18 protein-coding genes and 2 pseudogenes are annotated in these 26,047 nt (G+C 59.8%); 12 read left to right on the top strand and 8 right to left on the bottom strand.

Annotation, left to right across the window (positions count from 1 at the left end; genetic code table 11):
* Positions 1–101: 101 nt before the first annotated feature.
* The 5 genes from BMX07_RS17405 to BMX07_RS17385 all read left to right on the top strand — a co-directional run bounded on the left by BMX07_RS17405 (position 102) and on the right by BMX07_RS17385 (position 6,642).
* On the top strand, positions 102–1,376 hold the full coding sequence (locus BMX07_RS17405; protein WP_090620301.1) for an MFS transporter: 1,275 nt from the start codon (positions 102–104) through the stop codon (positions 1,374–1,376).
* 150 nt (positions 1,377–1,526) lie between these two features.
* Complete coding sequence (locus BMX07_RS17400; RefSeq protein WP_090620298.1) at positions 1,527–2,282, top strand: SDR family oxidoreductase; 756 nt, start codon at positions 1,527–1,529, stop codon at positions 2,280–2,282.
* A gap of 314 nt (positions 2,283–2,596) precedes the next feature.
* Positions 2,597–3,373 (top strand): IclR family transcriptional regulator, encoded by a 777-nt coding sequence (locus BMX07_RS17395; RefSeq protein WP_090620296.1) that lies wholly within the window; start codon positions 2,597–2,599, stop codon positions 3,371–3,373.
* 480 nt (positions 3,374–3,853) lie between these two features.
* Positions 3,854–4,492, top strand: a complete 639-nt coding sequence (rdfA, locus tag BMX07_RS17390; protein WP_090620293.1) for a rod-determining factor RdfA — start codon at positions 3,854–3,856, stop codon at positions 4,490–4,492.
* Between the two features lie 203 nt (positions 4,493–4,695).
* Positions 4,696–6,642 (top strand): archaea-specific SMC-related protein, encoded by a 1,947-nt coding sequence (locus BMX07_RS17385; protein WP_090620289.1) that lies wholly within the window; start codon positions 4,696–4,698, stop codon positions 6,640–6,642.
* A gap of 769 nt (positions 6,643–7,411) precedes the next feature.
* Here the strand turns inward: BMX07_RS17385 and BMX07_RS17380 are convergent.
* A complete protein-coding gene (locus tag BMX07_RS17380) occupies positions 7,412–8,839 on the bottom strand; it encodes an orc1/cdc6 family replication initiation protein (RefSeq protein WP_090620696.1) in 1,428 nt (475 codons plus the stop codon).
* Between the two features lie 1,814 nt (positions 8,840–10,653).
* On the opposite strand from BMX07_RS17380, the gene BMX07_RS17375 reads away from it, so the two are divergent.
* Entirely contained in the window at positions 10,654–11,916 is a 1,263-nt protein-coding gene (locus BMX07_RS17375; protein ID WP_090620285.1) for an orc1/cdc6 family replication initiation protein, read from the top strand.
* On the opposite strand, the gene BMX07_RS24590 is transcribed toward BMX07_RS17375, so the two are convergent.
* Complete coding sequence (locus tag BMX07_RS24590; RefSeq protein ID WP_175480183.1) at positions 11,896–12,072, bottom strand: hypothetical protein; 177 nt, start codon at positions 12,070–12,072, stop codon at positions 11,896–11,898. The two genes, BMX07_RS17375 and BMX07_RS24590, sit on opposite strands and share 21 nt — an antisense overlap.
* 365 nt (positions 12,073–12,437) lie before the next feature.
* Here BMX07_RS24590 and BMX07_RS17370 point away from each other — a divergent pair, with 365 nt between their 5' ends.
* Both BMX07_RS17370 and BMX07_RS17365 read left to right on the top strand, forming a co-directional pair.
* On the top strand, positions 12,438–13,433 hold the full coding sequence (locus tag BMX07_RS17370; protein ID WP_090620283.1) for a DUF7351 domain-containing protein: 996 nt from the start codon (positions 12,438–12,440) through the stop codon (positions 13,431–13,433).
* Positions 13,434–13,660: 227 nt separating this feature from the next.
* Positions 13,661–14,203: a cupin domain-containing protein gene (locus BMX07_RS17365; protein ID WP_245742147.1), complete on the top strand. Its 543-nt coding sequence runs from the start codon at positions 13,661–13,663 to the stop codon at positions 14,201–14,203.
* 307 nt (positions 14,204–14,510) lie between these two features.
* On the opposite strand, the gene BMX07_RS23880 is transcribed toward BMX07_RS17365, so the two are convergent.
* The 4 genes and pseudogenes from BMX07_RS23880 to BMX07_RS17345 form a co-directional block, all read right to left on the bottom strand.
* Positions 14,511–14,705 (bottom strand): hypothetical protein, encoded by a 195-nt coding sequence (locus BMX07_RS23880; RefSeq protein ID WP_139210945.1) that lies wholly within the window; start codon positions 14,703–14,705, stop codon positions 14,511–14,513.
* A 152-nt stretch (positions 14,706–14,857) separates the two neighbouring features.
* Positions 14,858–15,349: pseudogene (locus tag BMX07_RS25690) on the bottom strand (cupredoxin domain-containing protein); the annotation flags it as partial.
* Between the two features lie 22 nt (positions 15,350–15,371).
* On the bottom strand, positions 15,372–16,397 hold the full coding sequence (locus BMX07_RS17350) for a methyltransferase (RefSeq protein ID WP_090620275.1): 1,026 nt from the start codon (positions 16,395–16,397) through the stop codon (positions 15,372–15,374).
* A gap of 143 nt (positions 16,398–16,540) precedes the next feature.
* Positions 16,541–16,915 (bottom strand): winged helix-turn-helix transcriptional regulator, encoded by a 375-nt coding sequence (locus tag BMX07_RS17345; protein ID WP_090620272.1) that lies wholly within the window; start codon positions 16,913–16,915, stop codon positions 16,541–16,543.
* 95 nt (positions 16,916–17,010) lie between these two features.
* Here BMX07_RS17345 and BMX07_RS25220 point away from each other — a divergent pair.
* Positions 17,011–17,356 (top strand): annotated as a pseudogene (locus tag BMX07_RS25220) (IS5/IS1182 family transposase); the annotation flags it as partial.
* Between the two features lie 47 nt (positions 17,357–17,403).
* On the opposite strand, the gene BMX07_RS17340 reads toward BMX07_RS25220, so the two are convergent.
* Both BMX07_RS17340 and BMX07_RS17335 read right to left on the bottom strand, forming a co-directional pair.
* A complete protein-coding gene (locus BMX07_RS17340) occupies positions 17,404–18,810 on the bottom strand; it encodes an FAD-dependent oxidoreductase (RefSeq protein ID WP_090620269.1) in 1,407 nt (468 codons plus the stop codon).
* 268 nt (positions 18,811–19,078) lie between these two features.
* Positions 19,079–19,945: a helix-turn-helix transcriptional regulator gene (locus BMX07_RS17335; RefSeq protein ID WP_090620267.1), complete on the bottom strand. Its 867-nt coding sequence runs from the start codon at positions 19,943–19,945 to the stop codon at positions 19,079–19,081.
* A 580-nt stretch (positions 19,946–20,525) separates the two neighbouring features.
* Here BMX07_RS17335 and BMX07_RS17330 point away from each other — a divergent pair.
* From BMX07_RS17330 to BMX07_RS17320, 3 genes are all read left to right on the top strand, one after another.
* The gene (locus BMX07_RS17330; protein ID WP_139210943.1) at positions 20,526–22,028 is read left to right on the top strand and encodes a hypothetical protein; all 1,503 of its coding nucleotides are present in this window, start codon (positions 20,526–20,528) and stop codon (positions 22,026–22,028) included.
* Between the two features lie 204 nt (positions 22,029–22,232).
* A complete protein-coding gene (locus BMX07_RS17325; RefSeq protein WP_090620264.1) occupies positions 22,233–23,831 on the top strand; it encodes an FtsZ/tubulin family protein in 1,599 nt (532 codons plus the stop codon).
* A 138-nt stretch (positions 23,832–23,969) separates the two neighbouring features.
* A complete protein-coding gene (locus BMX07_RS17320) occupies positions 23,970–25,970 on the top strand; it encodes a hypothetical protein (protein WP_090620261.1) in 2,001 nt (666 codons plus the stop codon).
* Positions 25,971–26,047 lie beyond the last annotated feature (77 nt).

Here is a 26,047-nt window from a genome sequence, read left to right as displayed (position 1 = left end):
GTTGTATCGGTGACTGGTATTCTCCCAGCGCCTGCCGAGCAGTTCACAATTGATAAGTGACCCGGAGTGGTTCAATCCCACGAGCAATCAATCTGAACACTATGGGACTAGATACAAACGATCAGGCGATCGCCGGTTTCACGATGGCCGGCCACTCGCTCGTCCACTGGTTCGAAACATCGATTCCGATATTCCTCGTCGTCTGGCTCGCGGAGTTCGACGTCTCGGTCGCACTGGTCGGGGTCATCGTCGCGCTGGGATACGCCCCGTTCGGGCTCGGCGCGCTCCCCGGCGGCATCCTCGCCGACCGATTCGGTCCGAAACGACTCATCTTGCTCTGTCTCACCGGTATGAGCGGCGCGTTCCTCCTGCTCGCGCTCGCGACGTCGATTTACACCATCGCGGCCGGACTCATCTGCTGGGGAATCGCCGCGAGCGTCTACCACCCCGCCGGACTCGCCTTGATCAGCACCGGCGTCGACGAGCGAGGCACCGTCTTCGCCTGGCACGGCATCGCCGGCAACGCCGGGATCGCCCTCGGCCCGTTCGCCGCGGCGACGCTCCTGTTCGTTCTCGACCAGTGGCAGCTCGTGGCCGGGCTCCTCGCGATTCCTGGCCTCGTCGCGGCACTCTACGGCCTCCAGGCCGACTTCGACCCGACCGCGGCCTCGGACGACGCCGAGGTGGCCTCGGACGACGCCCTCTCGCTCTCCGAGTTCGTCGCTAACTCGCGGGTGCTGTTCGCGAGCGCGTTCGCCGCCGTCTTCGTCATCGTCACCTTCGAGGGTCTCTTCTACCGCGGGATGCTCACCTACCTTCCGGAAATCCTCCACGGGCTCCCCGCCATGGGCGACGTGACACTCTCGGCAGGACTCGAGGGAATCGAACCCGGCGATTACATCTACGTCGGACTCCTCGTCGTCGGAATGGCTGGCCAGTACGCCGGCGGAAAGCTCACGGATCGCGTGCCGGCCGAACGAGGCCTGGCGGCGATCTTCGGCGTGCTCTGTGTCCTCGCGATCGCGTTCATTCCGGTGACGTCGATGGGACTGCTACCGATCATCGGTCTCTGTGCCGTCCTCGGATTCTTCCTCTTCGCGATCCAGCCGTTCTATCAGGAGGCGGTCGCGGTCCACACGCCAGCCGACACGCGAGGTCTCTCCTACGGCTACACCTATCTCGGCGAATTCGGGCTCGGCGCAGCGAGCATCGCGATCGGCGGATTCGTGCTCGACGGATTCTCGACGGCAGTGTTCTTCGCCGTTCTCGCGACGTTCGCGCTGACCGGAATGGCCCTCTCGGCGGGCCTGCTGGTCACCCTCGATCGGGCCGGCTGGTGGCAAACGACGCCAGCGGGAACGAAATCGGGAGACTGAGCCAGCGGGAGCGAGATCTCTGACCGACTGCGCCGGACGAACTCGTACGGAACGACAGGAGCCCTCGATTCGGACCGCATCGGACGGATAGTACGGAACACCCCGCCGATATCGGGGAATACTTATGAAGACACGTGGTCAGTGGTATCTATGAGCATAGACCGACCGTTAGCGGAGAAAACCGCGTTCGTCACCGGTGCGAGCGCTGGAATCGGAGAAGCGACGGCCGAAGCCCTCGCAGCACGGGGCGCAGACGTCGCGATCGTCGCCCGGCGGGAGTCGAAACTCGAGTCGGTCGCGGAACGGATCGAAGCGGAGACGGACAGTACCGTGCTCGTCCGCTCCGCGGACGTCAGTGACAGGGACGCGGTTCGAGACGCTGTCGAACGTACCGTCGACGCGTTCGGCCAACTGGACGTGCTGGTCAACAACGCCGGGATCGCAACCGGGAGCGACACGACCGTCGAGACGATGCCTGCCGAACAGTATCGGACGGTCATGGGGGCGAACGTAGACGGGATGTTCTTCGTCACGCAGGCGGCGATCCCCCACCTCCGCGAAACGTCGGGCATCGCCGTCTTCGTCGCGAGTTTCGCTGGCCAGTATCCCCGACCCGGAGCGCCGATCTACGCGGCGACGAAGTGGTGGACGCGGGGCTTCGCGCACAGCCTTGCCGGCTCGCTCGGGACGGACGAGATCGGGGTGACCGTGATCAACCCGTCCGAAGTTCGAACGGAGTTTGGGAAGGAATACCGGGACCGGATCTCCGAAGAGCGGTACGAGCCGAACGAAGTGACCGAACCGGACGCGATCGCGGACGCGGTCGCTTTCGCCGCCCAACAGGAGCCACCGAACGTCGTTTCCGAACTGGATCTGTACCGACGCGACAAGTTCTCGACCTTCTGAGTCCATCGGGGGCCATCGTTCTGGGTCCATCGGGGGGCCATCGATTTCCGACCCGCGCTCGAAGACCGTACTCGAGCGACTGATCACGCGGAAACCGTACTCGAGCGGCTGATCGATAGGGCGACGCAAGAGCCACCCTGAAGGCCGTCGAACCACCATCGTCACCTCAGCAGGCGTTCTCTCTCGGGAAACGTTGGAGGGGCTGTTCTCCCAGAGAGAACGCACTCGAATTCGACCGACGGAACTGCTGTCACTCGAAAACGTCGTTCAACGGTGCAAATGATTAATCACCAGGGATGACGTTACCACGTTGTATGGAGTCCGAATCCGAGTCGACGGGGTATGTGAAATCGGACCAGACGGTGTTCGCTATCATCGAAGAGATACACCGGTCGGAGGAAGTCGGCGTCACGGAACTGGCGACGACGCTCGACATGTCCAAGAGCGCGATCCACAAGCACCTGAAAACCCTCGAGAAACACGGCTACGTCGTCAACAACGACGGACGGTACGGGCTCGGGCTCAAGCTACTGACCCTCGGGGGCCACATCCGCGACCGCGATAAGTTCTGTCGATCCGTCCGCTCGGCGATCGACGAACTGGCCGAAGAGAGCGATCAGATGGTCTCGTTCATTCTTCGGGACGGGACCCACGGCGTCTTCGTATTCATCGAAAACGACCGGTACGGACTGCGGAAACCGGTGCCGCTCGGGAATCGATACGTGATCCACCAGAACGCGGCGGGAAAGGCCATCTTGGCGACCCTCCCGGACGAAACGATCGACGGGATCATCGCGGAAACGGGACTCCCGAGCGAAACGAACAACACGATCACGGAGCCCGACGAACTCTGGGAGGACATCGAAACGGTGCGCGAACAGGGGTACGCGACGAGTGTCGGGGAGCGGATCGACGCCATTCAATCGGTCGCCGCCGCCATCGAAAGTCCGGAAACGGACCAGATCGGCGCCATCAGTATCACCGGCCCGGCCGACCACTTCACGCAGGACCGAGTCCACACCACGTACGCCGAAATGGTAATGGAAGCGACGAACGAACTCGAGCTCCGGATGCGGTACGCACTCGATTAATTCGTCTCGGGCTGTCTCGAAACACTCGGACGGTCTCGAGCCGTTCGCCACGCTCGGTCACTCGGATGGTCTCGAGCCGCGCTGGCACCGTCGAACCGCTCTGCCGGCTTCGATCAACGCAGCCGCAGAGCCACCCGAACCGGTGGTTCGCTGTCAGCGAACGCTCTCGGAGTGGTTCAGGATTTTTGCCTGCTGACGATACATCGGTTTGCAGAGCGGGAACGGCACCGGTTCGGCGAGAGTCCGCTTCGGCGAGAGTCCGCTTCCGTTTTCGCCCTTCTTTCCAGTAGTGCTGTTGGTAAGGAGTCCCCACAACGAGCGGTCGAGCGATCGAACTGCATGGAACGCACTGACGCGAGTCCCTTTCCAAGCGGACCAGTGGAAAGCAAGGTATTTGAACGTGATCCGTCATGACTCACGTAGTGATGCCGAAGCAAATCTCGGTCGATCCGAAACGAACGCTATCGAGGTGTCTCCACGATGGATGAACCGACGGATCAGCCCTGCTCGTGTAAAGTAGGGCGAAGCGTCGAACGATACGAGCTCGATGGATTGAACGACGAACTGCGACGCAAACGGTTCGACGAGGAGGCGAGTCTCCGGGAACTCGCCGATTTCGTCAATCGGCAAATCCTCGCGGCGGCGATCGAGTCGACGCCCCTCGATCTCACGGATATCGCGTACGGCGCTGTCAGTCCCGACGACGCGCTCTCGGCCGTGTACGAAACGCTCACGAGCGATTCGGTTGCTGCTGATCGAGAAGTGCGCGTCCGAACGCGCCTCGAGCAACAGGGGGTCGACATCGCGGCGATCGAATCGGATTGGGTCACCCACCCGACCGTTCGAGGGCACCTCAACGACTGTCTCGGAATCGATACGAGCCGATCCGCTCGAATCACGCCCGACGAGTCCAGAGACACGATCGAGTGGGCACGAACGCGGTGCGCCCGAATCGTGGAGCAGACCGTATCACGGCTCGTCACTTCCGGTCATCTCGCGATAGCCGACTTTGACGTAACGATTACGATTCAGATAACGTGTGGCGAGTGTGGGCGCACGCACCGACCGACCGAATTACTCGAGCAACGATCGTGTTCTTGTGATTCCAAAGATATGTAAGACAAATAGTACAGGTAGTGCCAGAACGAGACATACATTTCAAGCCACTATTCCACAGCTACTTTCGTAAACCGTCCATTCATGATCAGAGGTTTGAAATATTTTATACATTTTGAATTGCCTATAGATTACTTCTATTTACGTCAAGTGTGCTGTATTTAAACTCGCCGGATTTAAATGCCCCCTCGCCATTGTGGACGGTAATGCCAACGACGGGTACGGAACGAACTGAGGCGACGTTCACCGATGTCGCTCGACTCCACGTGGAGAATATCGGTGGTATCGAAGACTGTTCAGTGGAGCTGAAGAAAGGCGTGACGCTTCTGACAGGGCGCAACGCGACGAATCGCACGAGTCTGCTGCAGGCGATCACTGGCGTCCTCGGTGGGACTGCCGCGACACTGAAAAGCGATGCCGACAGCGGCCAGATTACCCTCGAGCTGGGCGAGGAGACGTACACTCGGACGTACGAACGAACGGGCGCTGGAATCGACTCGAGCGGCGATCCGTACGAGACGAACGAAGAGATCATCGATCTCTTCATCTCGCTGCTCGAAAACAATCCCGCGCGATTAGCAGTCGAACGGGGAGACGAGCTCCGCGACCTCATCATGAGGCCGGTGGACACGGAGGCCATCGAGCAGCGAATTCGGACACTGCAGACCGAACGGGAGGAACTCTCCGCCGAGCTCGAGTCCGTCGAGCGGCAGTCGAAACGATTACCGACCCTCGAAGAACGACGACAAAGCCTCGAAAGCGAACTCGAATCGATCGACGAGCAAATCGACGCGTTGCGAACCGATGCGGCCGAGTTCGAAGCCGACGCCGAAATGGCCGAAGAAGCCGAAGAGCTAGTCGATCGGCTCGACGACCGTCGGCAGGAACTGAGCGAAGCGGAAACCGATCTCGAGTTGGTGGAAGCCGAACTCGATGCCCTCCGCGAACGACCGGCAGAACTCCGCGCCGAGCGAGACGAACTGGAAGCCCACACCAGAGCGGACCTCGAACGGGTTCAAGACGAGTTACGAACGGTCCGCGGTCGGAAACGGACGGTGGAAAACACGGTCGCCGATCTCTCGTCGATCGTCGAGTTCAACGAAGACGTCCTCTCGGACAGCGTGTCGACCGTTCCCAGTTCGGAAGCCGACACGACGGATCCGGTGGCAGAACTCGCCCCGAAAGACGACCAGGAGATAACGTGCTGGACCTGTGGGAATCAAGCCGAGCGCGGTACGATCGAAGAGCAGTTGGAGAACCTCCGTCGCGTCGTTTCGGAAAAGCAAACCGAACTCGGGGAGCTGACCGACCGGATCGAAGCGTTAGCCGCGGAAGAGGAGTCAGTTCGGGAGGCGATCGAAACGCGAGAACGTCTCGACCGGGAGATAGAGGACGTCGAAGCGAAACTCGAGTCGAAGAGAGAGCGACGCGAAGCGATCGAAGAGCGGATCGCAGCGTTGCGTGAGACGGTCAGTGAGCTCGAATCGGAGGTCGCAGTCACCGAAGACCTTCGCAACAACGATCTCCTGAAGACCTACGAACGAATCAGCGACCTGCAGTACGAACGAGGCCAGAAACGGGAGCAGTTGGGGACGGTCCAGGACGAAATCGACGAAATCGAGGCGCTCCCGGACAAATCGCGTCTGAAGGAGCAGATCGAAGAGATCCGACAGGAGCTCCGACAGGAGCGGAAACGAGTAGACGAACTCGAATCGCGATCGGTATCACAGTTCAACGAGCACATGGAGAAAGTGCTGGACATACTCGATTACCGGAATGTCTCGCGCGTCTGGATCGAGCGAAAAGAGGACCGGCGGGACGACCAAAAATCGAATTCCACGTTCGACCTGCACATTATTCGAGAATCGGAATCGGGATCGGTGTACGAGGATACGGTGGAGAACCTGAGCGAAAGCGAGCGAGAAGTTATCGGTCTAATCGTCGCGCTCGCTGGCTATCTCGTCCACGACGTGTACGAGGAAGTACCCTTTATGCTGGCCGACTCGTTGGAAGCGATCGATTCGGAGCGTATCGCGGATCTCATCGAGTATTTCTCGGAGTACGCGCCGTACCTGGTCGTCGCTTTGCTCCCCGAAGACGCGTCCGGAATCACCGACAGGTACATGGAGATAACGGCGGACGAGCTAAACTGATCACTGGTACGAATTCCGTACGCCGGATGGAGGTAGCTGTGTACTCTCGGGACGGCAGAGGTGCAATTTATGTCATTATAAGGAGGTCGACAGTATTGTCCATTTCATGAAATTTTGTGGACAGAGCGTACTCTCGCCGCCAACGTCGTTTGGCGACACACGCCGACCCAGAAGCCGTCTTCCGACATCCTTCGCCCGCGAAGTCGATTTCACGGGGACCGGTTCTCGCGGACGCCCGCATAGTCCCTATCGATCTCTATCGCCAGTACTCCTCGGTACTCAACGGTCTGTACCCCCTCGTTGATGTCCTCGGCGTCTGTCACCCGCTCTCGAGTGGAATGCGTATCGGCTCGACTACGGCAGTCGGATCTCGTGGAAAAGTCGATCAGCGAACACAGTATTGTTTATTATTGCAATACTATAGCACGATTGGATCGAAGTGATAATTATATAGACAATCTCAGAGGGTGGGTAAGTGCAGCACGCGAACACATCGATAGAGGTGTCTCCTTTCCTCAATAATTGAGAAACACAGTAAAGACGATCGATTCCTCCCTCTCGAGGAGAAATTGGGGTCAGCTCTTTGTGCCACGCGCGATCGAAAGTCCACGGTTTGCCACGTGATAGTCGGTTTAAGCCCGCATCACACTTCGATAGAGGTGTGTGATGGAGTGAGAACGTGAAGCGATCACTTTGCCAGAATAACGCGCGAGAGAAACACATCGATAGAGGGGGCTGACGGCCGAAGCGATCCGACGAGCGGGGGTCGTCAGGTCTCGTTTCGAACCTGCGCTTTGACGACGCTGGTCACTTCGTCCGTGGAAACCATGTCGATTCGCGAATCTTCGCGAAGGGTTTCGAGGATCGTCTCGGGACGCTCGCCGAACTGGAACTCGAGGAACATTCCCGAACTCGGCCCGTGACTCCGGCGCTCGAAGTCGACGAGCGAGTACGTCGTCATCTCTTTCATCTTGTTGACGTAGGTCTCCTGGTGGTACTGTTCGGCGTCGATCGCGTCCGTGAGGAACTGGTAGACGCGGTACCCGGTCGTACTCCGGGCCGATTCGTCGTTCGTCTCGGATGCGACGGCCGCCGTCGCGTACAGACAGAGTTTCTTCTGTGTACTGATTCCGCGAACGACCTCGAGAACCCGATTCTTCTCGACTTTGTCCTGTGCCTCACGAACGTGTTCTTCACGGACGCACTCGTCGCCTTCGCGTTCCGCGAGCTCGCCGGCGACGCGCATGAGATCGATCGCTTTCCGAGCATCGCCGTGAGTCTGTGCCGCAAAGGCCGCCGCCAACGGGATGACATCGTCGTCGAGAACGTTCTCGAAGAACGCGTCCTGGCGGCGACGGAGAATCGACTGGAGCTGGTTCGCGTCGTAGTCGTCGAAGTGGACGTCTTCTGGGGTGAACGAGCTCAGGGCTCGACTTCCCACGGACTCCATCATTTTCGTATCGTTGGAGATCGCGACGACCGAGACGTGCGCAGCGAGGTCGTTGTTCGCGCCGGCCCTGGAGAGCTGATAGAGCAGTCGGGAGAACGCCGGCTCCTGTTTGTCCCGGCGGCCGACGAGCATGTCGAGTTCGTCGAGAACGAACACCGCCGAATCGAAGTTTTCGTTGACGATTCGATAGAGCTCGTCCCACTTCTCCTTCGTCGCGACACCGTGTTTCGGAACCTCGACCGCAACGTTCGCTTCCGCCGCAGCGCGGCTCGCCAGTTCGTAGACTGCAACGCCGAGGGTATCGAGATCCTGGCAGTTGACCTCGATCGTTCCGAACTGGATATCGCGCGTCTCACAGATGTTGCTGATGTTCTTGCAGACGGCCTTGGTGATGAGGGATTTGCCGGTTCCTGACGGACCGTAGAGGAAGAGATTCGGGGGACGGTTGTCGCCGAGAGCGACGCGGAGCATCTTGGTGACCTCCTGAAGCTGCTCGTCGCGACCGACGATGCGATCTTCCTCGACGATGTGATTCGGATCGAGAAGCGACCGGTCCCGAATGAGTCCGTCCTGTTGGTCGAACTCCAGCAACATATCCTCGATCGATTGCGATTCGCCGTCCGACGCCGGCGCAGTCGAAGATGGAGTCGTCTCGGACGCAGAAGAATCGGACGACGGAGCAGGCTGATCCGTCGGTTCGTCCTTCGATGTCCCCGCCCCATCTCGAGGATCCTCGAAGTCATCCATACGATGATCCATACGGGGCGGTACCAAAAGTGTTGCCCACCTCTATCGATGTGTGTTTGTTCGATTGAGCGGGCGATCCGCGACAATTCCACTCTTTCGAAGGGGAGAGCGACTGAGACGGTACGAACGGATGACGATGTGTTATAGAGTCGCTGCAGTTACGAGACAGAGATCGTTGCGATGTCGAGACAGACACCCCTCTATCGATGTGTTCTACTCGACCAGGGGAAGAGAGACGGAGGTGGGTGAAGGAGAGTAGAAACGAATTATTCGAGAATATCCCGGATAGAGCCCATGGTAAGTCCGGTTTGAGAAGGTCTGTTCTCGAGGAAGAGTCGTGCCGTTGGAGTTGCGTTTCGGAACACATCGAACACATCGATAGAGGGGTGTGTGAGTGTTCGTTCTAGAAAGCTAGAAGAAGAGAAGGAAGAGAAACCCGACGATTATCAGTCTAATCGGCTCTCTGGAACGATTCCTTCGGATTCGGGACTCACGCTGCTCGATCCCGGCGAGCGCACCCCCCTCCCGTTCGAGCGATCGAACACATCGATAGAGGGGTGTCTCTCTCGTGTGTACTCGTTCCGTCTCGGCACCGTCGATTATCGGCGCTATCCTGGTCAACGATTCCCAGCAGTGTCTGTCTCGAAAGTCACAATTCGTCAGTATATCACTCGTCAGATCAGTCGTCAGTAGATCAGCCGTCGGTAGATCAGCCGTCTCACCCATCAGTATATCGGTCGTCGAGGCGGAACGTGTTCGCGATACACTTCGATAGCGGTGTCTCCTTCCCCTGGGCTCGAGCAGTGATCGTCACTGCAGGCTCCGTACCTCTCGAAACGCTTCTCTCGGAGCGATTTCGTTCGAAATGCAAGTGATCAATCCGCACGAACACATCGATAGAGGGGTGTGACATCGATAGAGGAGCGTGTCCAAGAGCGACTCGACGATGACGCCAGCTTCACTGAATCACCGGGTAGCGTCACCAAATTCACACCACCGTGTCCGTTGTTATTTTGATATATTTGGCAGTAACAGCGGACATAGTGGTGTGGCAGTTCGTAGAATCAGCCGGTTACAGGTGCGGCAGCATTGAATGCGTCCGGTTCACAGCGCTCGAATTGGACGAGATCGCGATTCGACACACCAGTACGTCCGTTGTTCCGCGAACGTGTCCACCGTCTCTTCCACCATAAGTCACCGTTTCTTTCACCACGAGTCACCGTCTCTCTCACAAGTGCATCCGCCGTTCACACTCGAGAAGTGTTGCGTCGAGAACAGCGGACATCGTGGTGTGGCACTATTTCCAGGAACCGTTTTCCGGGACGGACTGTTCCCACGACTTCAGGCGTGGGCTTTCACACTGCGCCGGTGTAGGAGGTGTCTACTCCGGAAATCGTACAGATTATCCAAGTGGTGGGGAAGGGAAAGAGGAACGGAACGAAAGTTTGTCTTTGGGATTAATTCGTGGAGTAGACGGGGACACACTCACCCCACCATGTCCGCTGTTCTCCGCCAGAAACCGGGTCGTCTACTGAGTGCCGATCAGAGTTGCATTAATTCCATCTAGCTTATTAATTTTACATACCCCTTATTGCAGATATGGTTCATGCCGTCATTCGGACTAGCTCACACGTCATCGTATTAAATATTCCGCTATCTAGAAACCCATTCTAACACCGTTCCCGTTTCGTGTAGATTACTGCGGACATGGTGGGGTGGGTGTGGTCCGTGATTCTTTATAAGTGCGCAGAACTGCGGACACTCCGGACAGTGTGGTTTTATAAACTATGGTGAAAGAGAGGTGAGTAGCTCGAATGAGTTTGTTCGAACGCGACACTGAAATCTATAGGAACCGCGACGCGTTGCGAGAGGATTATCAACCGGAACAACTCGTCGGTCGTGACGACGAAATCCAGATGTACCAGGCGGCGCTCCAGCCCGTAATCAACGGCGAACAGCCGAATAACGTCTTCCTCTACGGAAAAACCGGCGTCGGAAAGACGGCTGCCACCAGGTATCTCCTCTCTCACCTCGAGGAGGACGCCGCGAAGTACGACGACATCGATCTCCAGCTGACGTTCCTCAACTGCGATGGACTCACGTCCTCCTACCAAATCGCGACGCGTCTGGTCAACGAACTCCGAGACGAGACGAACCAGATCAGTACGACGGGCTATCCGCGAGCGACAGTGTACGGAATGTTGTGGGACGAACTCGAGAAACTCGGCGGGACCAATCTGATCGTCCTCGACGAAGTGGATCACGTCGAAGACGATTCGATTCTGTATCAGCTTCCGCGAGCCCGCGCGAACAACAACCTCTCCGCGGCGAAAATCGGGATTATCGGTATTTCGAACGACTTTTCGTTCCGTGACGATCTCTCGCCGAAGGTCAAGAGTTCGCTCTGCGAGCAGGAGATTCACTTCCCCGCATACGACGCGGGTGATCTCCAGAAGATTCTCGAGCAACGGGCCGATGTCGCGTTTCACGACGATGTCCTCGACGACGCCGTGATTCCGCTGTGTTCGGCCTACGGCGCGAAAGACGCCGGCGACGCCCGACAGTCGATCGATCTGCTCATGAAAGCCGGCGATCTCGCTCGGGAGGAAGCGGAGACGACGGCCGTCGCCGAGAGACACGTCGAAGCGGGACGGCACGATTTGGAACGCGGACGGATCGAAGAGGGCATCAGCGGACTCACTCAACACGGACACCTGGTGTTGTACTCCTTGCTGACACTCCATCTCCAGAATGAAACGCCCATTCGGTCGCGAGACGTTCGTCCGCGGTACACGAACTTTGCACAGCGGGCCGGTCGTGATCCGCTGGTCCCGCGCCGAATGCGCGATCATCTGTCGGAACTCGCCATGCTCGGGCTCGTCTCGGTCACCGAACGCAACGAGGGCCGGCGGGGTGGGACGTACCGCGAGTATACGCTCGATATGGACATCGAACTCATCCTCTCGGCGCTCGACGAGGTTCTCGACGATGTCGGTATCCACGAATCCATTCAGGGCCATTTGATCGGTGACGAACGCACGACGGATGAGAATACGTCATTGGCCGAGTTCCAGTGACCACCGTCTCTGGTGAACTACTCTCCAAGTCCTCCTCTCCTCTTTCCACCTCCCGTCTCCTTCCTCCTTCCTCCTTTCCGCCTCCCGCCTCCTTCCTCCTTTCTTCCCCTTCTCGATTTCTCCCTTCTCCGTTGTGTCCCTTCCCTCCTCTTTCACGTCCCCTTTCATCCCGGATAGCGAGCGGATTGTCCCCCGAACCGTCCTTTGCCGCGGGGACCCTCCCAGATCCGACACCATCGTGTCCGCTGTTCTTCGACTCGGCCGGTGGTGTGCCCAAATCCAGATCTCCTAGGAAAAAGTACGTACGCGACGCCGACCGATCTTCCTTCCGTACGACGACGCCGATGCTCGGAAACGAAGATCCGCTAGCAGTAGCCGGTTAGACGGCCTTGTCGACCTCCTCGAGTAGTGCTGGATTTCAGTGACTGTGCTGAGTACAGTGTGCGTGTCCTGTACTTTTCTCAGCCTCCCCCGGAGGGTCTGGAGGTACGTTTAATGAGTCTGTAGCGTGTATTGGTAGCATGACTCATACACGGTTCACTCCCAATCTCGAACTGGACGGGCTTTCCCCGGACGAGGCCTTCGCTATTCTGGGGAACGAAATCCGGTTAGAGATCATCCGCGTACTCTGGCGGGCAGGTGCCGCCCACGTGTACGACGACGGCTCTGACGCTGTCGAGATGGTGTCGTATTCCGAGTTGCAAAACGAGGTTGACGTTGATGATAACGGGAAGTTCAACTACCACCTCTCGGAACTCGCTCCTCACTTCGTCCGACGAACTGACGACGGATACCGGTTGAGCAGTGCAGGAAAGCAGATCGCCAGAACAGTGATAGCCGTTTCTGGAGCAGAGAGCCTCGACTTCTCTCAGGAACTCGACGAGAATTGCCCGTTGTGCGGAGCAACCGTTGCGGCCACCTACGAGGATCAGTGGCTGCGAGTCGGCTGCACCGAGTGTGAGGGGTTGTTCGGCGATCAAGCGCCGACGGGAACGCTCTTCCTCACGAACTATCCGGTAGCAGGGCTGACGACCCGCAACACTGAGCAAGCGCTCGCAGCCGGACTCTATCGGTGTGCTCTGGACATAACGTATCTAATGTACGGTGTCTGTCGGGAGTGTGCAGGGCCGATCTCGTCGTCGGTGACGGTCTGTGACGTGCACGAACATGATGGGAGGGACGCCTGCGACACCTGTGGAACGCCGTTTCCGGTCTGGGCAGATATGAGATGTAACACCTGTGGATTCGCCAAACGGTTACCGGTCGAGATGTTCGCGACTGGTCTCGTATTGGCGACTGAACTGACCGGCAATCCCGAGTTGGACATCGACTCACCGGCGGTCAACGACGCCATCGAACTGCTACAGAACAACGTCGAGACCAACGTCTCGATGGAGCCTCTCCGCGTATCGCTTTGTATCGAGGTCGAAACGACAGTGTTCACTCTCACCTTGGACGACGAGATGAACATCGTCGAGTTCGATCGGGAGCCACGGACTGACACCGTCGTTTCGTAATCTGGATACGTCTGGCTCGGTTAGAGAAGTGTCCTTCTCCTAATACATAAGTCGATCTCAGTGCTAACACTAGCTGCTCGTATTAGAGCACAATCCCCACTGTGGCGTCCGTTACGCGGAGGTGCCTCGAGGCGACACAAGCGGCGGAACGGACGGCACAGGAGGTGACGAATGACCATGACAAGCAAATCGATGCCGAACAGCGAGTGTACCACGGGGGGAACACCATGACGGCAGTAGATCGCGGCAAGCAGGATCGCGTCCTCGATTGGGGTGGTTTCCCTGGCCGCTGGGAAATCACGCGTTCGACAGCGGACACGGACGGGGAACTGCTGGAAATGCGATTTGAGATCGAAGACGTCCCCGAAGACGGTCCGTTCGTCCACACTCATCCGCACGCTGAGGAGCGCTACGAAGTGGTTTCAGGTGTGTTAGAAGTGTACGTAGATGGGGAATGGATGGAGGTAGCGGCCGGTGAGGAACACACCGTCCCTCCAGGTACGGCCCATACGTTCAGGAACGCGACCCCCGTCGAGATCATCAACATCCACGAGCCCGCCCTACAGCATGAGGCGTTCTTCCGACGGTTCCATCAGCTCGTCACGGAGCAGGGGGTGTCATTGCCTCCAGAGGGCTTCAAAGATGTCGTGCTGTTAGCGATGCTGACGACGGAACACGAGGAGGACATATACGCAGTGAGTCCCCCACACTGGGCCTTTAAGGGTCTATCTGGTCTGGGCCGCTTGCTTGGATACCACCTCCCAGATTAGGCAGCGGTTCTAAGCTGTAGTAACAGCCGGCAGAAGATGGGAGGGTGAGAGGCACCCTTCCTGCGATAGACGTTCGCTATTCGTAGTCTTAATCTGACCAGATAGGCTGGTTTCGTCGAGCGAGATCGGTGATTTTCTTGGATATTTGCGGGATCGAGCACCTCTGTGTCGAGAAAATCGAGGCCACGCATTCAGCACAACTCAAAACGGAATGAGTGTGTGGAAGAATCGCTCACACGTCTGTGCTGAGAAACCAGGATGTCACGCCATCCGGGCCCGGCTCGTCGTCCGCGACGATGAGCCACATTCACTCGTGGCCGTGACTCGTCTCAATACGGCTGATCTCGTCTAGGACATCACTGAACGGGACTGAGCCCTCTGCTTGGATCTGTCCGGGGTCGAGTACCTCCGTATCGAGAACCTCCGCTGGCGTGAGCCACACCCACTCGGAACGGACGTTTTTGCCAGGCTCACTGAATACTTCGAGTTCCTCCTTGAGCATCTCTTTGCTAAACGGAGGCAAGAGTGGCGGATCCTCGGTACCCTCGAACGTGTCCTCGTACTCCGGTTCATCCCCCTCGTCGAGTTCTCCGACACGATTCGCATCGTCATTCCGAGGGGGTGATGCGGGGCACAGTACAGATCGTACAGGCCCTCCTCTTCGAACTGGTAGAGCCAGCCTCCACCAGCGTTTACGACCGGCGACGAGAACGGCGGCACACCATCTGGAACCCGCTGCTGGAACCCGTGGCCGGGATGGTAGGCCGTGATCGTGTGGTCGGGAGTCGTGAAGGTGAACTGGACGATGTCACCTTCCTCTACTGCCAGTCCAGTCGGTTCGAAGTGGAACAGGGGGCCGTGGCTTTCAGGCACAGGATCGGCGATGTGGAGTTCGACATCGTGATCCGGTTCGAGTCCCCCCGGAATATTGTCGGCGTTCGGCGTGGAAAAGCCGTAATGTGGATCGATCTCCGCACCACCGTCTCCCTCGGTCCCGTCGTCACCGCTATCGCCGTCGTGAGCGGCTGCTACGCCACTTCCGAGTGAAAGTGTCGCGCTGATCCCGAGTATTTTCAACAGCGGACGCCGTCCGAATCCGAGTTGTTCGATGCTCGTCTGGTCGGTTGTCTCGTTCGGTGGTGTCATTAGTTCGTTTCTCTTGGATGTGTTACTTCCTCGCCACAACCATCGTATCCGGACCCGGGAGCGGTTTTGCCTCTCCACCTTCGAAGCCCGCCTCGTGGACCCATTCGATACACTGGCCGGCCGTATAATCGGAGCCGTCAGGCGTCTCGATCAGCATGTTCAGGCTCATGAGCAACGGTAGTTCGGCGTCGCGGCGCTCCTCGTCGATCATCGTTCCGTAGACGATGATGGCCCCGCCCGGATTGACTGCCTCGGCGACCTTCGCGAGGATCGCTCGCTTGTCGTCGAGCCCCCAGTCGTGGAGGATGTGGCCGAGAATGTAGACATCCGCTGCGGGCAGTGGCTCGTCAGCGAAGAAATCAGCGGCTTGGAATTCGATGCGGTCGGCGGCCGGACTCTTCCCGGCGAAGTCTTGGAAGTACGGTTCAATCCGGGGCAGATCAGCTCCGATGGCGTGGACGTGGTCGTTCTCCTCTGCGATGCGCTTTGGAACAATTCCTTCACTGGTGCCTAAATCGACAACTGTCTCGTGGTCCTTCCAGGGGAACTCGTGCGCGAAGACCTCTGCCGCACCCATACTGAGGCTGGTCATCGCGCCGACGAACTGTTCGAGAATCTCATCATCCTGGTAGATGACACCCTCGAACGGGTGAGTCTGCTCGTCGTCGAGTTCATTCTGGGTCCGGCCGGTTCGGAGCGCCGTTTCGAGGTTGCTCCAGAACGGATACAGCCGGTCGTTGATCATTTCGAACCAACCGGCGAACGACGTGGGTTTACCCTCCACGAGGAACGCAGCGGATTCAGGCGTGTTCCGATACTGGCCGTCCTCACGGTCGAGCAAATCGAGCGCGACCAACGCATCCAGGAAATCCCGTGAACCCCGCGGATGCAGACCGAGCGCGTCCTCCAACTCCTCGACGGTCTGAGGCCCATTACGGTCGAGTTCGGTGAAGACGCCGAGTTTGGTGGCACTCATCAGCGTCTTTGATGCCCAGAACCCCTGACCGATGTCCAGAATCCGTTCGGGGTTTGGGCTGTCTACGGTCATATCTGTTAACCTCCGTGGTCGGTGTGACCACGATGGGGATTTCGCCCCGACGAGAGTTATAATTTTTGTGATGATTATGCAAGTTTGTGGTGGTCACCCAACCAAGTAACATTTTGTAACTACAACGGTCAGCGCTGGGTGGATTACTCCGGTAACTCGACGTCCGGCATCTCCGCGGCCGTGTGCTCGAACGCCCACGCCTCGAATTCTTCGAAGACGCCGGTGAGAGATGCACCTCGCTCTGTCAGGTCGTAGTACGTGGCGATGGGACGGTCCTCGAGTCGTCGGCTGATGAGGTCCTGTTCTTCTAAGTCTCTGAGTACGCGGGAGAGGGTGGCCGAATCGGCAGTTGTCGTTTCCTGAAGGTCACTGAATCGCTGTTCCCCGTAGAGATGGAGGCTCCGAAGCACGGTAAGCCGCCATTTTGAACCGACTATCTCAAACGCTCGCGCAACGGGGCATATCTCGAAGAGGTCGTCGTCAGGGTCTGGCCTGGGTGGTGGGTCAATGCAAGGCATGGTCTATGTTCTATGCTACCACATAACGTGATAAAAGGGTATCCCAAATTTCTGCATGGAACGCCTGTGAGGGATCAGCATTCGAGTTCTATGTCCATGGCGCGCAGATCGCGCCACAGGTAGTGAAACGGAACGCAGTGCCCATCGCGGATACGACGACCAGAAACTCCGGCGATTCGCGCATGACCGCGATATTCGCCCGCTCATCAAGATCGGGTATTTACCCCACTCCACAAGGTGTAGAATGCACGGCTTGACAGCGACCTCTACCATTGACGGAATATAAACGAGACAGTCAATGCAACAATCAAACAGAAGTTTGGTGCGTTCGTGCGGTCACGCCTGTGGTGGAAACAGTTCCGCGAACTCGTCACCAAATGTGTCGTTCACAACGTGGAACGAAACCTCGCTATTTCAGGTGGTGAATGTGATTGTACGTAATTCTGAGCGAAACGGACTACTGAATACAGAAGTTGCGGGTAACATTGCTACGACGTTCTCCGGGGTTCCGCTTTCGATGAAACATGGCTCGTGTGCCCTCCTCGGAGAATCTCCGGTTTGAGAACCCGCCACGCGACGCCCGGACGAAGCAGTCTCGTGGGGGGATGTTCCATGGAGGCAACGTGGGCGAGAGCGTCACGCAGTTCAGCATCGGAGTGCGCTTTGCGGGTGAGCCGAGAGAGGTACCACGCGAACATCCGGGTTCCTGGTGGCGTCGGCCCCGTGGTTTCGGGGAACTGGACGTCAGCTCCGATAGCCATCGTCCAAGCAGTGTCGATAATTGTCTGGACGCGGTCAAAGAATGCGAGAGCGAGGTTCGGGCCGCGAACGGACGCGAGTACGTGGTGAAGCACAAGCGCCTCCAACACCGCGACAGACATACCCTGCCCGTAAATCGGGTTGAAGCTGGCGATGGCATCACCGAGGACGATGAGACCGTCCGGGAATCTATCGAGGTTCTCGTAGCGAACCCGCCGGTTTGACGGAAACGGATAGAACTCGATGTCCTGCCAGACTTGTGGGTGGGTTTCTATGAGTCGATGTATCTGCGGGATGGGTAGGCTCGCGGCGAAGTCGGCGAACCCCTCCGGGTCGGTTGGGGGATGGTCTCCGTTCATCCCGTGCAGATTTACCAACCAGCGGTTATCCTCCACGGGAAACGCGGCACCACCCCGCGTCCGCGGGGGTGATGCCGCCGCGAAGAACGTTTGTCGATCGTCCGGGGGGCGACGAATGGCCGTGGTGCAATACCCGAGGTTGATCTGAACCTCGTCGATGTCGGGCGCATCGAAGCCGTGGTTATCCAGCCACGTAGGGGTCCGACTTGTCCGACCCGTGGCGTCCACAACGAGATCGGCAGCGATGCGCTTCCGATCGGAGCCCTCTCGGACGGCAATACCTTGGATCGTCATCGTCTCGGAATCGAAGAGGTAATCCGTGAACTGGCACCCCGGTTTGAGCTCGACGTTTTTGAGGCTGGCTACCCGGCGTCTGATGACGTGTTCGAATAGCGGCCGGGTGGCGAAATACATCGGAAACCGTTTCGTCCCGTCAGCGAGGAACCCGCCTTCGTCGTAGAACTTGAAGTCACTCGCACCGTCGATCAGCAGGCCTCCGGCGGAGATGATGTCTTCTCCGAACCCCGGAAAGAGGTCTTCCAACGTAGCCCGACCCGCTTCCTGAAGCGCATGGACCTGTGGCCCCTGAGGGACGCCGCGTCGGAAGCTCGAATCGTCGGGGAGCGAATCCTTTTCGATGATCGTGACGGTGTCGTAGCCATTAGCTAGCACGCGGGCAGCGCACAACCCGGCGAGACTCCCACCGATAACGGCAGCGTGTTCACCCACCTGTTGGACGCGGCCGGATTGGTAGCGTCGAACCGTCGAGAGTGTCATCGCTGGCTGCCCTCCAAGGATTGGGGACTGGTCCCCTCGAATCCGGTTCGGAGCCTCGTGATTCGAGACGCCGTGACTGAGGTTCGTCCCACGTCGTTCCTGTTCGCGTTCAAGTGGAGTACCTCTCCAGGAATCACCGAATCGTTTTTCGACTCCATACTAACTCATGGTGGCGCGAGTGCTATCCCATTACTCGGTAAGGAGATCCCCACGGTGTGAGTAGACCGAGGAAGAACACGACCATCAGGACACAATCGAACAGCCGCAGTCACTCACCGCTGGAATCGGCTCCTGGCGCTGTCGGGTCTGCTTCGAACGCACTGGCGTCAATCGGGGAAGCGGCATCCATCCACTCATCGATCAAATCGTGGGCCCAAGAACGAACCGTATCGTTTTCGCTGACGATCGGCACGCCGTACGATTCGTCGATCGGTTCGGGACCGCTTTTTTTAATCAGCACCGTCTCGTCGAAGATCCACAGGTTGCACGGGATGGGACCCTCGTGTTGGCGGAGCTCGCTCCCGGCTTCAACGAGCGCTCTCCACCGTTTGGCGCGCTTCGGAGTAGAACCGAGAAACTCGACGAGTTCATCGGTAATGATCCCGTCCATGGTCATCCGTCCGGCGATGACCCGCTCGTGCAACGTCGTCCCGAGCGGTTCGGGCGGTGCCAAATGGGCAAGGACCCTGAACTCGGACGCGTTCCCCAAGAGGTCGTTGATAAACCCGATAGCCTCGACGGGGTCTTCGGATTCCGGTCGCCGGACGACTGCATCGCTAAAGTGCTCAAGACCGATAGAGAGTTGGTCGATCGGGAGCCACGTAAGCGCGTCGTCGAGACGGTGGAGTGTCTCGACCGATTCGAGGAAGGGCCTGAACCGTCGCATGAGATGGCGACCATGGGTTGTGGCCGTATAGTTCCCCTCAGTCGTGCGCTTTGCCCACCCTCGCTCTTCCAATTCGTTGATGATCCGATCCAGCGTCGCCCGCGAGACACCCGTTTGATTCACCAACATTCCCCGAGTGTACTGGCCCTCGATGAGGACCTCAAGTATCACGACTCGGTTAGCGGACCGGGAGAGATACGCAATGTCCTCCAGCGCCTTAGTCGGGAGTTTGCTGTCTCTCTCTGGCATGACTAGCGCTTCGTGTACCTTGGTAACAATGGTTATGGTTTTTTGAACCTGGGAGACTGTGGGTATAGTCTAGAGTAGACGTTTATTCTGGGTGTGCGCCCCCATTCAGCAAGGCCGCATATTCCGACGCGCCCTCTGAGTCGGTCGTGCTTCCCCTGACTAGATTGATAAGCTTAATCCAGATATTGTCTATCCGGTACGTACCGCGCTTAGTGGTTGCGGAGCGTCACTCCTTGTCGACTAGTGTAGTCTGGATGGACGAGAGGGCAATTGCTAAACCGTTCTGGACACCTGAGTTCAGTGGACTCCGGCCGAACTCGTTGCGGATTATCGAATCGAACAGGCTCGTGCCGGTGTCGGAACGACGACGCGTCTCAACAGCGCGTCTCTCCACCGTCGAGCAACCCTGGGAATTCGTCGACCATCCCACCGACCGACTCGCAGTTGTTCGCGTCCAGTCGCTATTCCGCAACGCAGCCGTGCGGCCGTCATTCGTTCGATAGCCGATACTTCTTTGCACCTCTACTGTCGACACCCCCAACATGCAGACCGATTTACGGGTGAGGGGATGTCGTCCGTAGTGTACGCACGGAACCCGGCTCTCAGCGGGGGTGACGGTCGGGCTACGTGGGCCGTTCAGTCCGAAGCGGTGGTCTCACTGGCCGATACGACGCTCCCGTTCGCGCTGGCCGCGGGAGTACTGGCAGTCATCGGCGTCGCGATCGTCGTCCAGCGCCGGTTCGCGACCGCGGCCGACGACGGCGACGACCCCACGAGCACCGACTCGAGCAGGGACGAAATCCGGACGGATTCCGCGGCGAACGGGTTCGAAGAGCGGTTCGACGAGACGACGCTCGAGCGCCTCGAGCCGATCGTTCCCGACGCGGTCGAGCGCGTACGCGACCTCGAATCCGAAACCCGAGACGATCACGAATCCGCCCGGGAGCGAATCGAGCGAGCCGAGCGGATCCTCCGGCGCGGACTCGAGGACGCGCTCGCCGACGGCCGCTTGGAGCCCGGACTCGCCGCGCCGACCGGCGAGCCGTACGAGATCGTGAACCTCCCGGCTCGGTACCGCGAGTTGTCTCTGCCGTCGTCGGGTGAGACCGTTCACGTCAATGCGGCCGAACAGGCCGTCCGCGATCGACTCGAGGACGGGACGATTCGAGAGCTGGCGATGGTCGCCGCGGCGGTCGACGAGCATCGCGAGGCGATCCACGAGCACGTGCGCCGCCGAGAGGGGGACCTCGTCGAACTGCGTGCCGAAGTCGACGGGACGCTCGCGGACGTGCGTGACCTGACCGACCGACTCGAGGGGCCGCTGGCCGATCGCGTCGACGACTTCGTGCTGGCGGGTCGCCACGACTCGGTCCCGGGCGTCGCCGATATCGAACGCGACCTGTCGGACGCGACCGATCTGTTGCACCGCTGTTCGTTCGAGGACGCCCGGCGGAAGCTTCGAGACGCGGACGACGCCGCCGACGACCTGCTCGTCACCGTCGACTTCCTCGGCGGACTGGTCGGGACGATCGAGCACGGGGGCGGGACGGTCGCCCTCCCCGAAGCCGTGCCGACGGCGTTGATGCGCGATCTCGCCCCGATCGTCGAGCGCCAGTACGGCGTCGACGTGACACTTGAGGAGAGCGCGATCGAGATCACCGACCGGGAGGGTTCCGACGGCGGAGCGGCCCCGGACCGCACGGACGAGGCGACACTCACGAGCGAGGAGTCGTCGAACCGCGCCGTGGCCACCGGTTCCGGCGCAGCGACGGGGGGCCACGCCGGCGTCACGACGGAGGCGATCGCCGACGAGATCCTGTTCGTCCTCCGGGAACTCGACGGCGGGACGGGCGTCGAGACGGTTCAGTGCCAGACCGATCGGCTACCCGATAGCGTCGCTCGTCCGGCCGTCCTCGACGAAGTGGCCGCGTACTGCCGCCGACAGACCGACGTCGTCGCAGCCGTCGATCTGCAGGAGGGGGCTCCGCCGGGCTTTCTCGAGATCGAGTTCAGTCCGCGAACGTCACCGCAGTCGGGACTCGAAACGTTACGAGAGCGGTTCGTCGAGCGCCACGGTAGGTGAGTCGTCGGCCGAGCGACGGCCCACGATTACGGCATCGGTCGCGGTCGAAAACCGGTCCAAATGCGGTGGAATCTCTCACGTTATCGTTGAATGATGTGTTTTCACAGTAAAATGTGTCGCCGATGGCTGCTGGGAATAGATTCGCCGTCGCCGCACACGTAATCTTTTAGATAGTTCCGGCGTACGGGTAGGATAGTACCGAGAATGACGAACCTCTGTAAGATCTGTATGGCGCGGGAGGGGGAGTGGGATCGGGGAACCCTCGTCGAACACATCCGATCCGCACACGGGGACGAGCCGGAGTCCGTCGAACAGGTGTATCCGGAGCTGCGCGAGGACGTATTCGCCGCGGAGCCGCCCGACGAGGGGCGGCCCGACGACGGTCCTCGATCGCCGACTGAGTCGCCGACCGACACGCCGAGCGACGAGTTGCTCGGTGATTCCTACGGCAAGAAGTGGTTCCTCATCGGTGTCGGCGGGGCGGGAAACAACCTGCTCGATGCGATCTTGCTTCGTCGCGAGACGCTCGCGGAGAACAACGAGCGACGCGCTCGGATCTGGGAGGGCGGGCTCGCCGGCTACGGCCCGCTGAACACGAACGTCAGCGAACTCGAGCAGACCTACTACGCACAGGAGGAGAAAGGCTACAGCCGGAACGACCTGTTGCCGAACTGTATCATCGGGTTCGGTCGCCACGACTACGCGGGGGCCGGCTACCGGTGGGACATCGGGAAGCGGTTGATGGAGGCCGACTTCGAGGGCGACGCAAACCCGTTCCAGGAGCGCTGGGACATGAAGACCGAGCGGATCCAGGACTCCCAGGCGGTGATGTTCATCCACAGCGTCACGAAAGGGACCGGCTGTGGCGCGACGCCGGTCGTCGCCGATCGCCTCAGAAGCGACGTTCTCGCGGACGATACGATCGTTCCGAAACCGCTCTTCAGCAGCGTCGTCATCCCCTCGGAGGGAACGGAGTACTCCGAGTACGGCGGTCGCGCGAAAGTAAACGGCGTCGTCGGACTCGCCCGTACCTCGCGAGCGGTCGACGCCATCATCCCGTTCGATAACAATCGCCTCGAGAGTGTGGGGGCGGACATCCGGCCGCAGATCGACGGTCTGGAAGACTACAATCCGCCGCAGTACACCGAAATCAATCGCCCGCTCGTGGCGTTTCTCGAGGCGTTCACGATGTCGTCGGTGCCGCAGTTCCTCGATCGCGACGCGACGATGTCGATCATGGGCGACGTGTTCGATCCGGCCGACAGTTTCCGGCCGGTCGAGGACAAGTACCGGCTGAATCCGGACGCGTCGTTTACTCCCGCGGTGATCCTCGCGCCGGTTCTAGGCCGCTCGCGTGCGGACTCGTTCGATCGGTCGAAACTCGAGATACTCGTCCGAAACGCCCTGTTCCAGAACAAACTGGCCGAGTTCGACCCGACGACCGCCTGGGGCGGGACGGTACTGTTGTACGGCCCCGAGGAAAAGATGGACGACGTCTCGGAGTTCGTCGCCGACGGGACGATAACCGAGATCATCTCCAGCGAGGAATTTCTCGATGCGGGGAACGTCTCGGGAATCGAAACGATCGACGTTCACGTCAAACAGCTAGTCACACCCGACCTGGACGACGTCTACCTCTGGGGAACGCTGTGGAACCCGGAGATGCCGTCGTTGTCGGAGATGTACGAGCAGGCCCAGCGGCTCAAACAGGAAGGCAGCAGCGAGCAGGCCGAGAACGTCCGCGACGAGTGGGACGCGGTCGAAGCGCTGTTCTCGTCGCTCGGGCGCGAGAACATGGCCTGACCGTCACCGAACGACGGGTATTCGGTCCCACCGACGACCTCGATGACGGCCGAAAACTTTCTTAGACGAAAATATCCTTGAAAGAGACATATCAGGGCAGAAGCTTCATCACGACCTGAGTGCATTCGTCGCTGTGTAATGGCAGCGGACGTCAACAATCTTCGGTGGAAGATAGGGTGGTCGCCGTGGCTAGTGACGATCGGTGTGACCGTCGCGTTTACCATCATCGGCGCGATGATAGACGCGATCGGCCCGTTCGTCGGCCTGGGTCTGCTCGGGGGAATCGCGATCTGGTACTGGGGTGTGCGAGAGATCAACAACAAGTATCAATCGTTCGTACAGACGTTCATCGGCGAGTCCGAGCGCAACGCGAGGCGCGGTATCGAAGTCGACAGCGCCGATCTATACAATTTGACGTACAACTCCGGAAATTCGCCGCCGCTGGTCAGGGCGGCGGATACGTACTTCAACACGACGATCGTCGTGACCGATACGTCGGTCAACCTGAACAAGGGGGCGAAGTACGACATGGAAGCCCGGGCGGGGGCCGGCGGTGGTACCAACGAGGAAATCTACTACGATCAGGTGACCGGCGTCCGCTCTCACCAGAGTGGAGCGTTTACCGAACTCGAGATTCAGACGTCCGACGGCGAGTCGACCGAAATCAGTTCGATCGCGACGGACACCGTCGACGACGTAGTGGCCGAAGTGAGACAGCGAGTTCGCGAGATCAAAACCCCCGGCCGGGGACGAAACGCCGACCGCGAACCGAACCGGCCGTCCTCGCAGTCGGCGGCGACCCGCGAAGCGCCGCCGCCGGAACGAGATGCGGAACCGTCCGCACCCGCCGACCGCTCGCCGGCGGACGAGACCGAATCCGTTCGGACGCCGCGAGACGAATCGGCCGACGACGTGACAACACACCCGATTACGTCGGTCGCAGACGACGTCACTTCGCGAGCGCGGCCGACGGACCCCATCGCCGACGAATTGTGTCGCGTCCTCTCGAGTCCCGACCCGAACGAAGACCGGCTCGAGGAGGCGCTCGAGGACGCGGTCGACCGCCTCGAGCAAGCGGGTGCGGTCGCCGAGACCGTCGAGCGGCTCGACGATCCGACGGCGGACGAACAGATCCGATCGGCGAAACGGACGCTGGCCGCTCGAGATGGTGCTATCCCGGGGGGGCTCGAGCCGGTGTTCGACCGCGTCCTCGACGAAACCGACGACGCGGCGACGGTCGAGGCCGCGCTCTCGGAGACGAAAGCCGAGTTGGAGCAGTCCGAGCGGGAGCGGGATCGGATCCGGGCCGCAGCCGAAACGGTCTGTCGTGAGGCCGACCGGAGCGACGCGCTCACGTTCCGTTCGACCGACGTCGCCGAGCGGACGACGGAACTGGCCGACGCCCTCGAGAGCGAAACGATCGTGCTCGAGCGGCCGGCGGCCGATCGGGAGCCGGAGACGGCGGTTCCGTCGATCGCGGCCGACCTCGACCGCTCCGTTCGACCGCAGTCGCCCCAGTCGCGGGAGTTGCTCGAGGCGTTGGGCGAGCCGGATGCGGCCGACGTCGAGCCGGTGCTGCGCTCGACGGTCGATTCGCTCGACGCCTACGCGGAGCTGCGAGCGACGATCGCGGATATCGGCACGCGCGACGTCCGGCGACGGCTCGACGCGATCGACGACGAACTTCAGCGGAAGGACGGCGACGTCTACCGGCATCTGGCCGATCGGGTCCGCGAACTCGAGGCGATGATCGAGCGGGACGACGTCACCGACGTGCAGTTGTACGCGATCTATCAGGAGAGCACGTTCTACGATCGGACGCTGTTACCGCGACTCTCGCGATCGCTCGACGACGGCGGCAGCGGGGCGGATACCGGGCGGTTGATCGCCGATATCGGGGACCGAGTCGAGACGATCGAGCGCGAGTACATCGATGTCCGCGCCGACCACAACCACACCATTCCGCGCCACTTCCTCTCGCTGGTCGAGGACCTCCGAACGGAGGCCCAACGTGCCGAGACCGACAGCCCGATGCGCGCTGCCGGCCTCTGTTCGGCGGCCGACGAGGTGCTAGACCACGTCGAAGCGCTCTACGAACGAAACGAGTACAGCGTCATGCTCAGGCGACTCCGCGGGTAAGCGGTCGGCGCGACCGGCGTCGACCGCAACGCTGTGGGTGTCCGTTCACGGACCCGGTTCTCGGTCACTCTTTCCCT

The organism is Natrinema salaciae, assembly GCF_900110865.1.
Lineage (GTDB): Archaea > Halobacteriota > Halobacteria > Halobacteriales > Natrialbaceae > Natrinema > Natrinema salaciae.
The sequence above is the reverse complement of the archived record's forward strand: the minus strand, read 5'-3'. Positions and strand labels throughout refer to the sequence as shown.

Coding starts and splice junctions, on each gene's coding strand:
- BMX07_RS17405 (WP_090620301.1), top strand. CDS start 102: ATGGGACTAGATACAAACGATCAGGCGATCGCCGGTTTCACGATGGCC.
- BMX07_RS17400 (WP_090620298.1), top strand. CDS start 1,527: ATGAGCATAGACCGACCGTTAGCGGAGAAAACCGCGTTCGTCACCGGT.
- BMX07_RS17395 (WP_090620296.1), top strand. CDS start 2,597: ATGGAGTCCGAATCCGAGTCGACGGGGTATGTGAAATCGGACCAGACG.
- rdfA (WP_090620293.1), top strand. CDS start 3,854: ATGGATGAACCGACGGATCAGCCCTGCTCGTGTAAAGTAGGGCGAAGC.
- BMX07_RS17385 (WP_090620289.1), top strand. CDS start 4,696: ATGCCAACGACGGGTACGGAACGAACTGAGGCGACGTTCACCGATGTC.
- BMX07_RS17380 (WP_090620696.1), bottom strand. CDS start 8,839: ATGGATGACTTCGAGGATCCTCGAGATGGGGCGGGGACATCGAAGGAC.
- BMX07_RS17375 (WP_090620285.1), top strand. CDS start 10,654: ATGAGTTTGTTCGAACGCGACACTGAAATCTATAGGAACCGCGACGCG.
- BMX07_RS17370 (WP_090620283.1), top strand. CDS start 12,438: ATGACTCATACACGGTTCACTCCCAATCTCGAACTGGACGGGCTTTCC.
- BMX07_RS17365 (WP_245742147.1), top strand. CDS start 13,661: ATGACGGCAGTAGATCGCGGCAAGCAGGATCGCGTCCTCGATTGGGGT.
- BMX07_RS23880 (WP_139210945.1), bottom strand. CDS start 14,705: ATGCTCAAGGAGGAACTCGAAGTATTCAGTGAGCCTGGCAAAAACGTC.
- BMX07_RS17350 (WP_090620275.1), bottom strand. CDS start 16,397: ATGACCGTAGACAGCCCAAACCCCGAACGGATTCTGGACATCGGTCAG.
- BMX07_RS17345 (WP_090620272.1), bottom strand. CDS start 16,915: ATGCCTTGCATTGACCCACCACCCAGGCCAGACCCTGACGACGACCTC.
- BMX07_RS17340 (WP_090620269.1), bottom strand. CDS start 18,810: ATGACACTCTCGACGGTTCGACGCTACCAATCCGGCCGCGTCCAACAG.
- BMX07_RS17335 (WP_090620267.1), bottom strand. CDS start 19,945: ATGCCAGAGAGAGACAGCAAACTCCCGACTAAGGCGCTGGAGGACATT.
- BMX07_RS17325 (WP_090620264.1), top strand. CDS start 22,233: ATGACGAACCTCTGTAAGATCTGTATGGCGCGGGAGGGGGAGTGGGAT.
- BMX07_RS17320 (WP_090620261.1), top strand. CDS start 23,970: ATGGCAGCGGACGTCAACAATCTTCGGTGGAAGATAGGGTGGTCGCCG.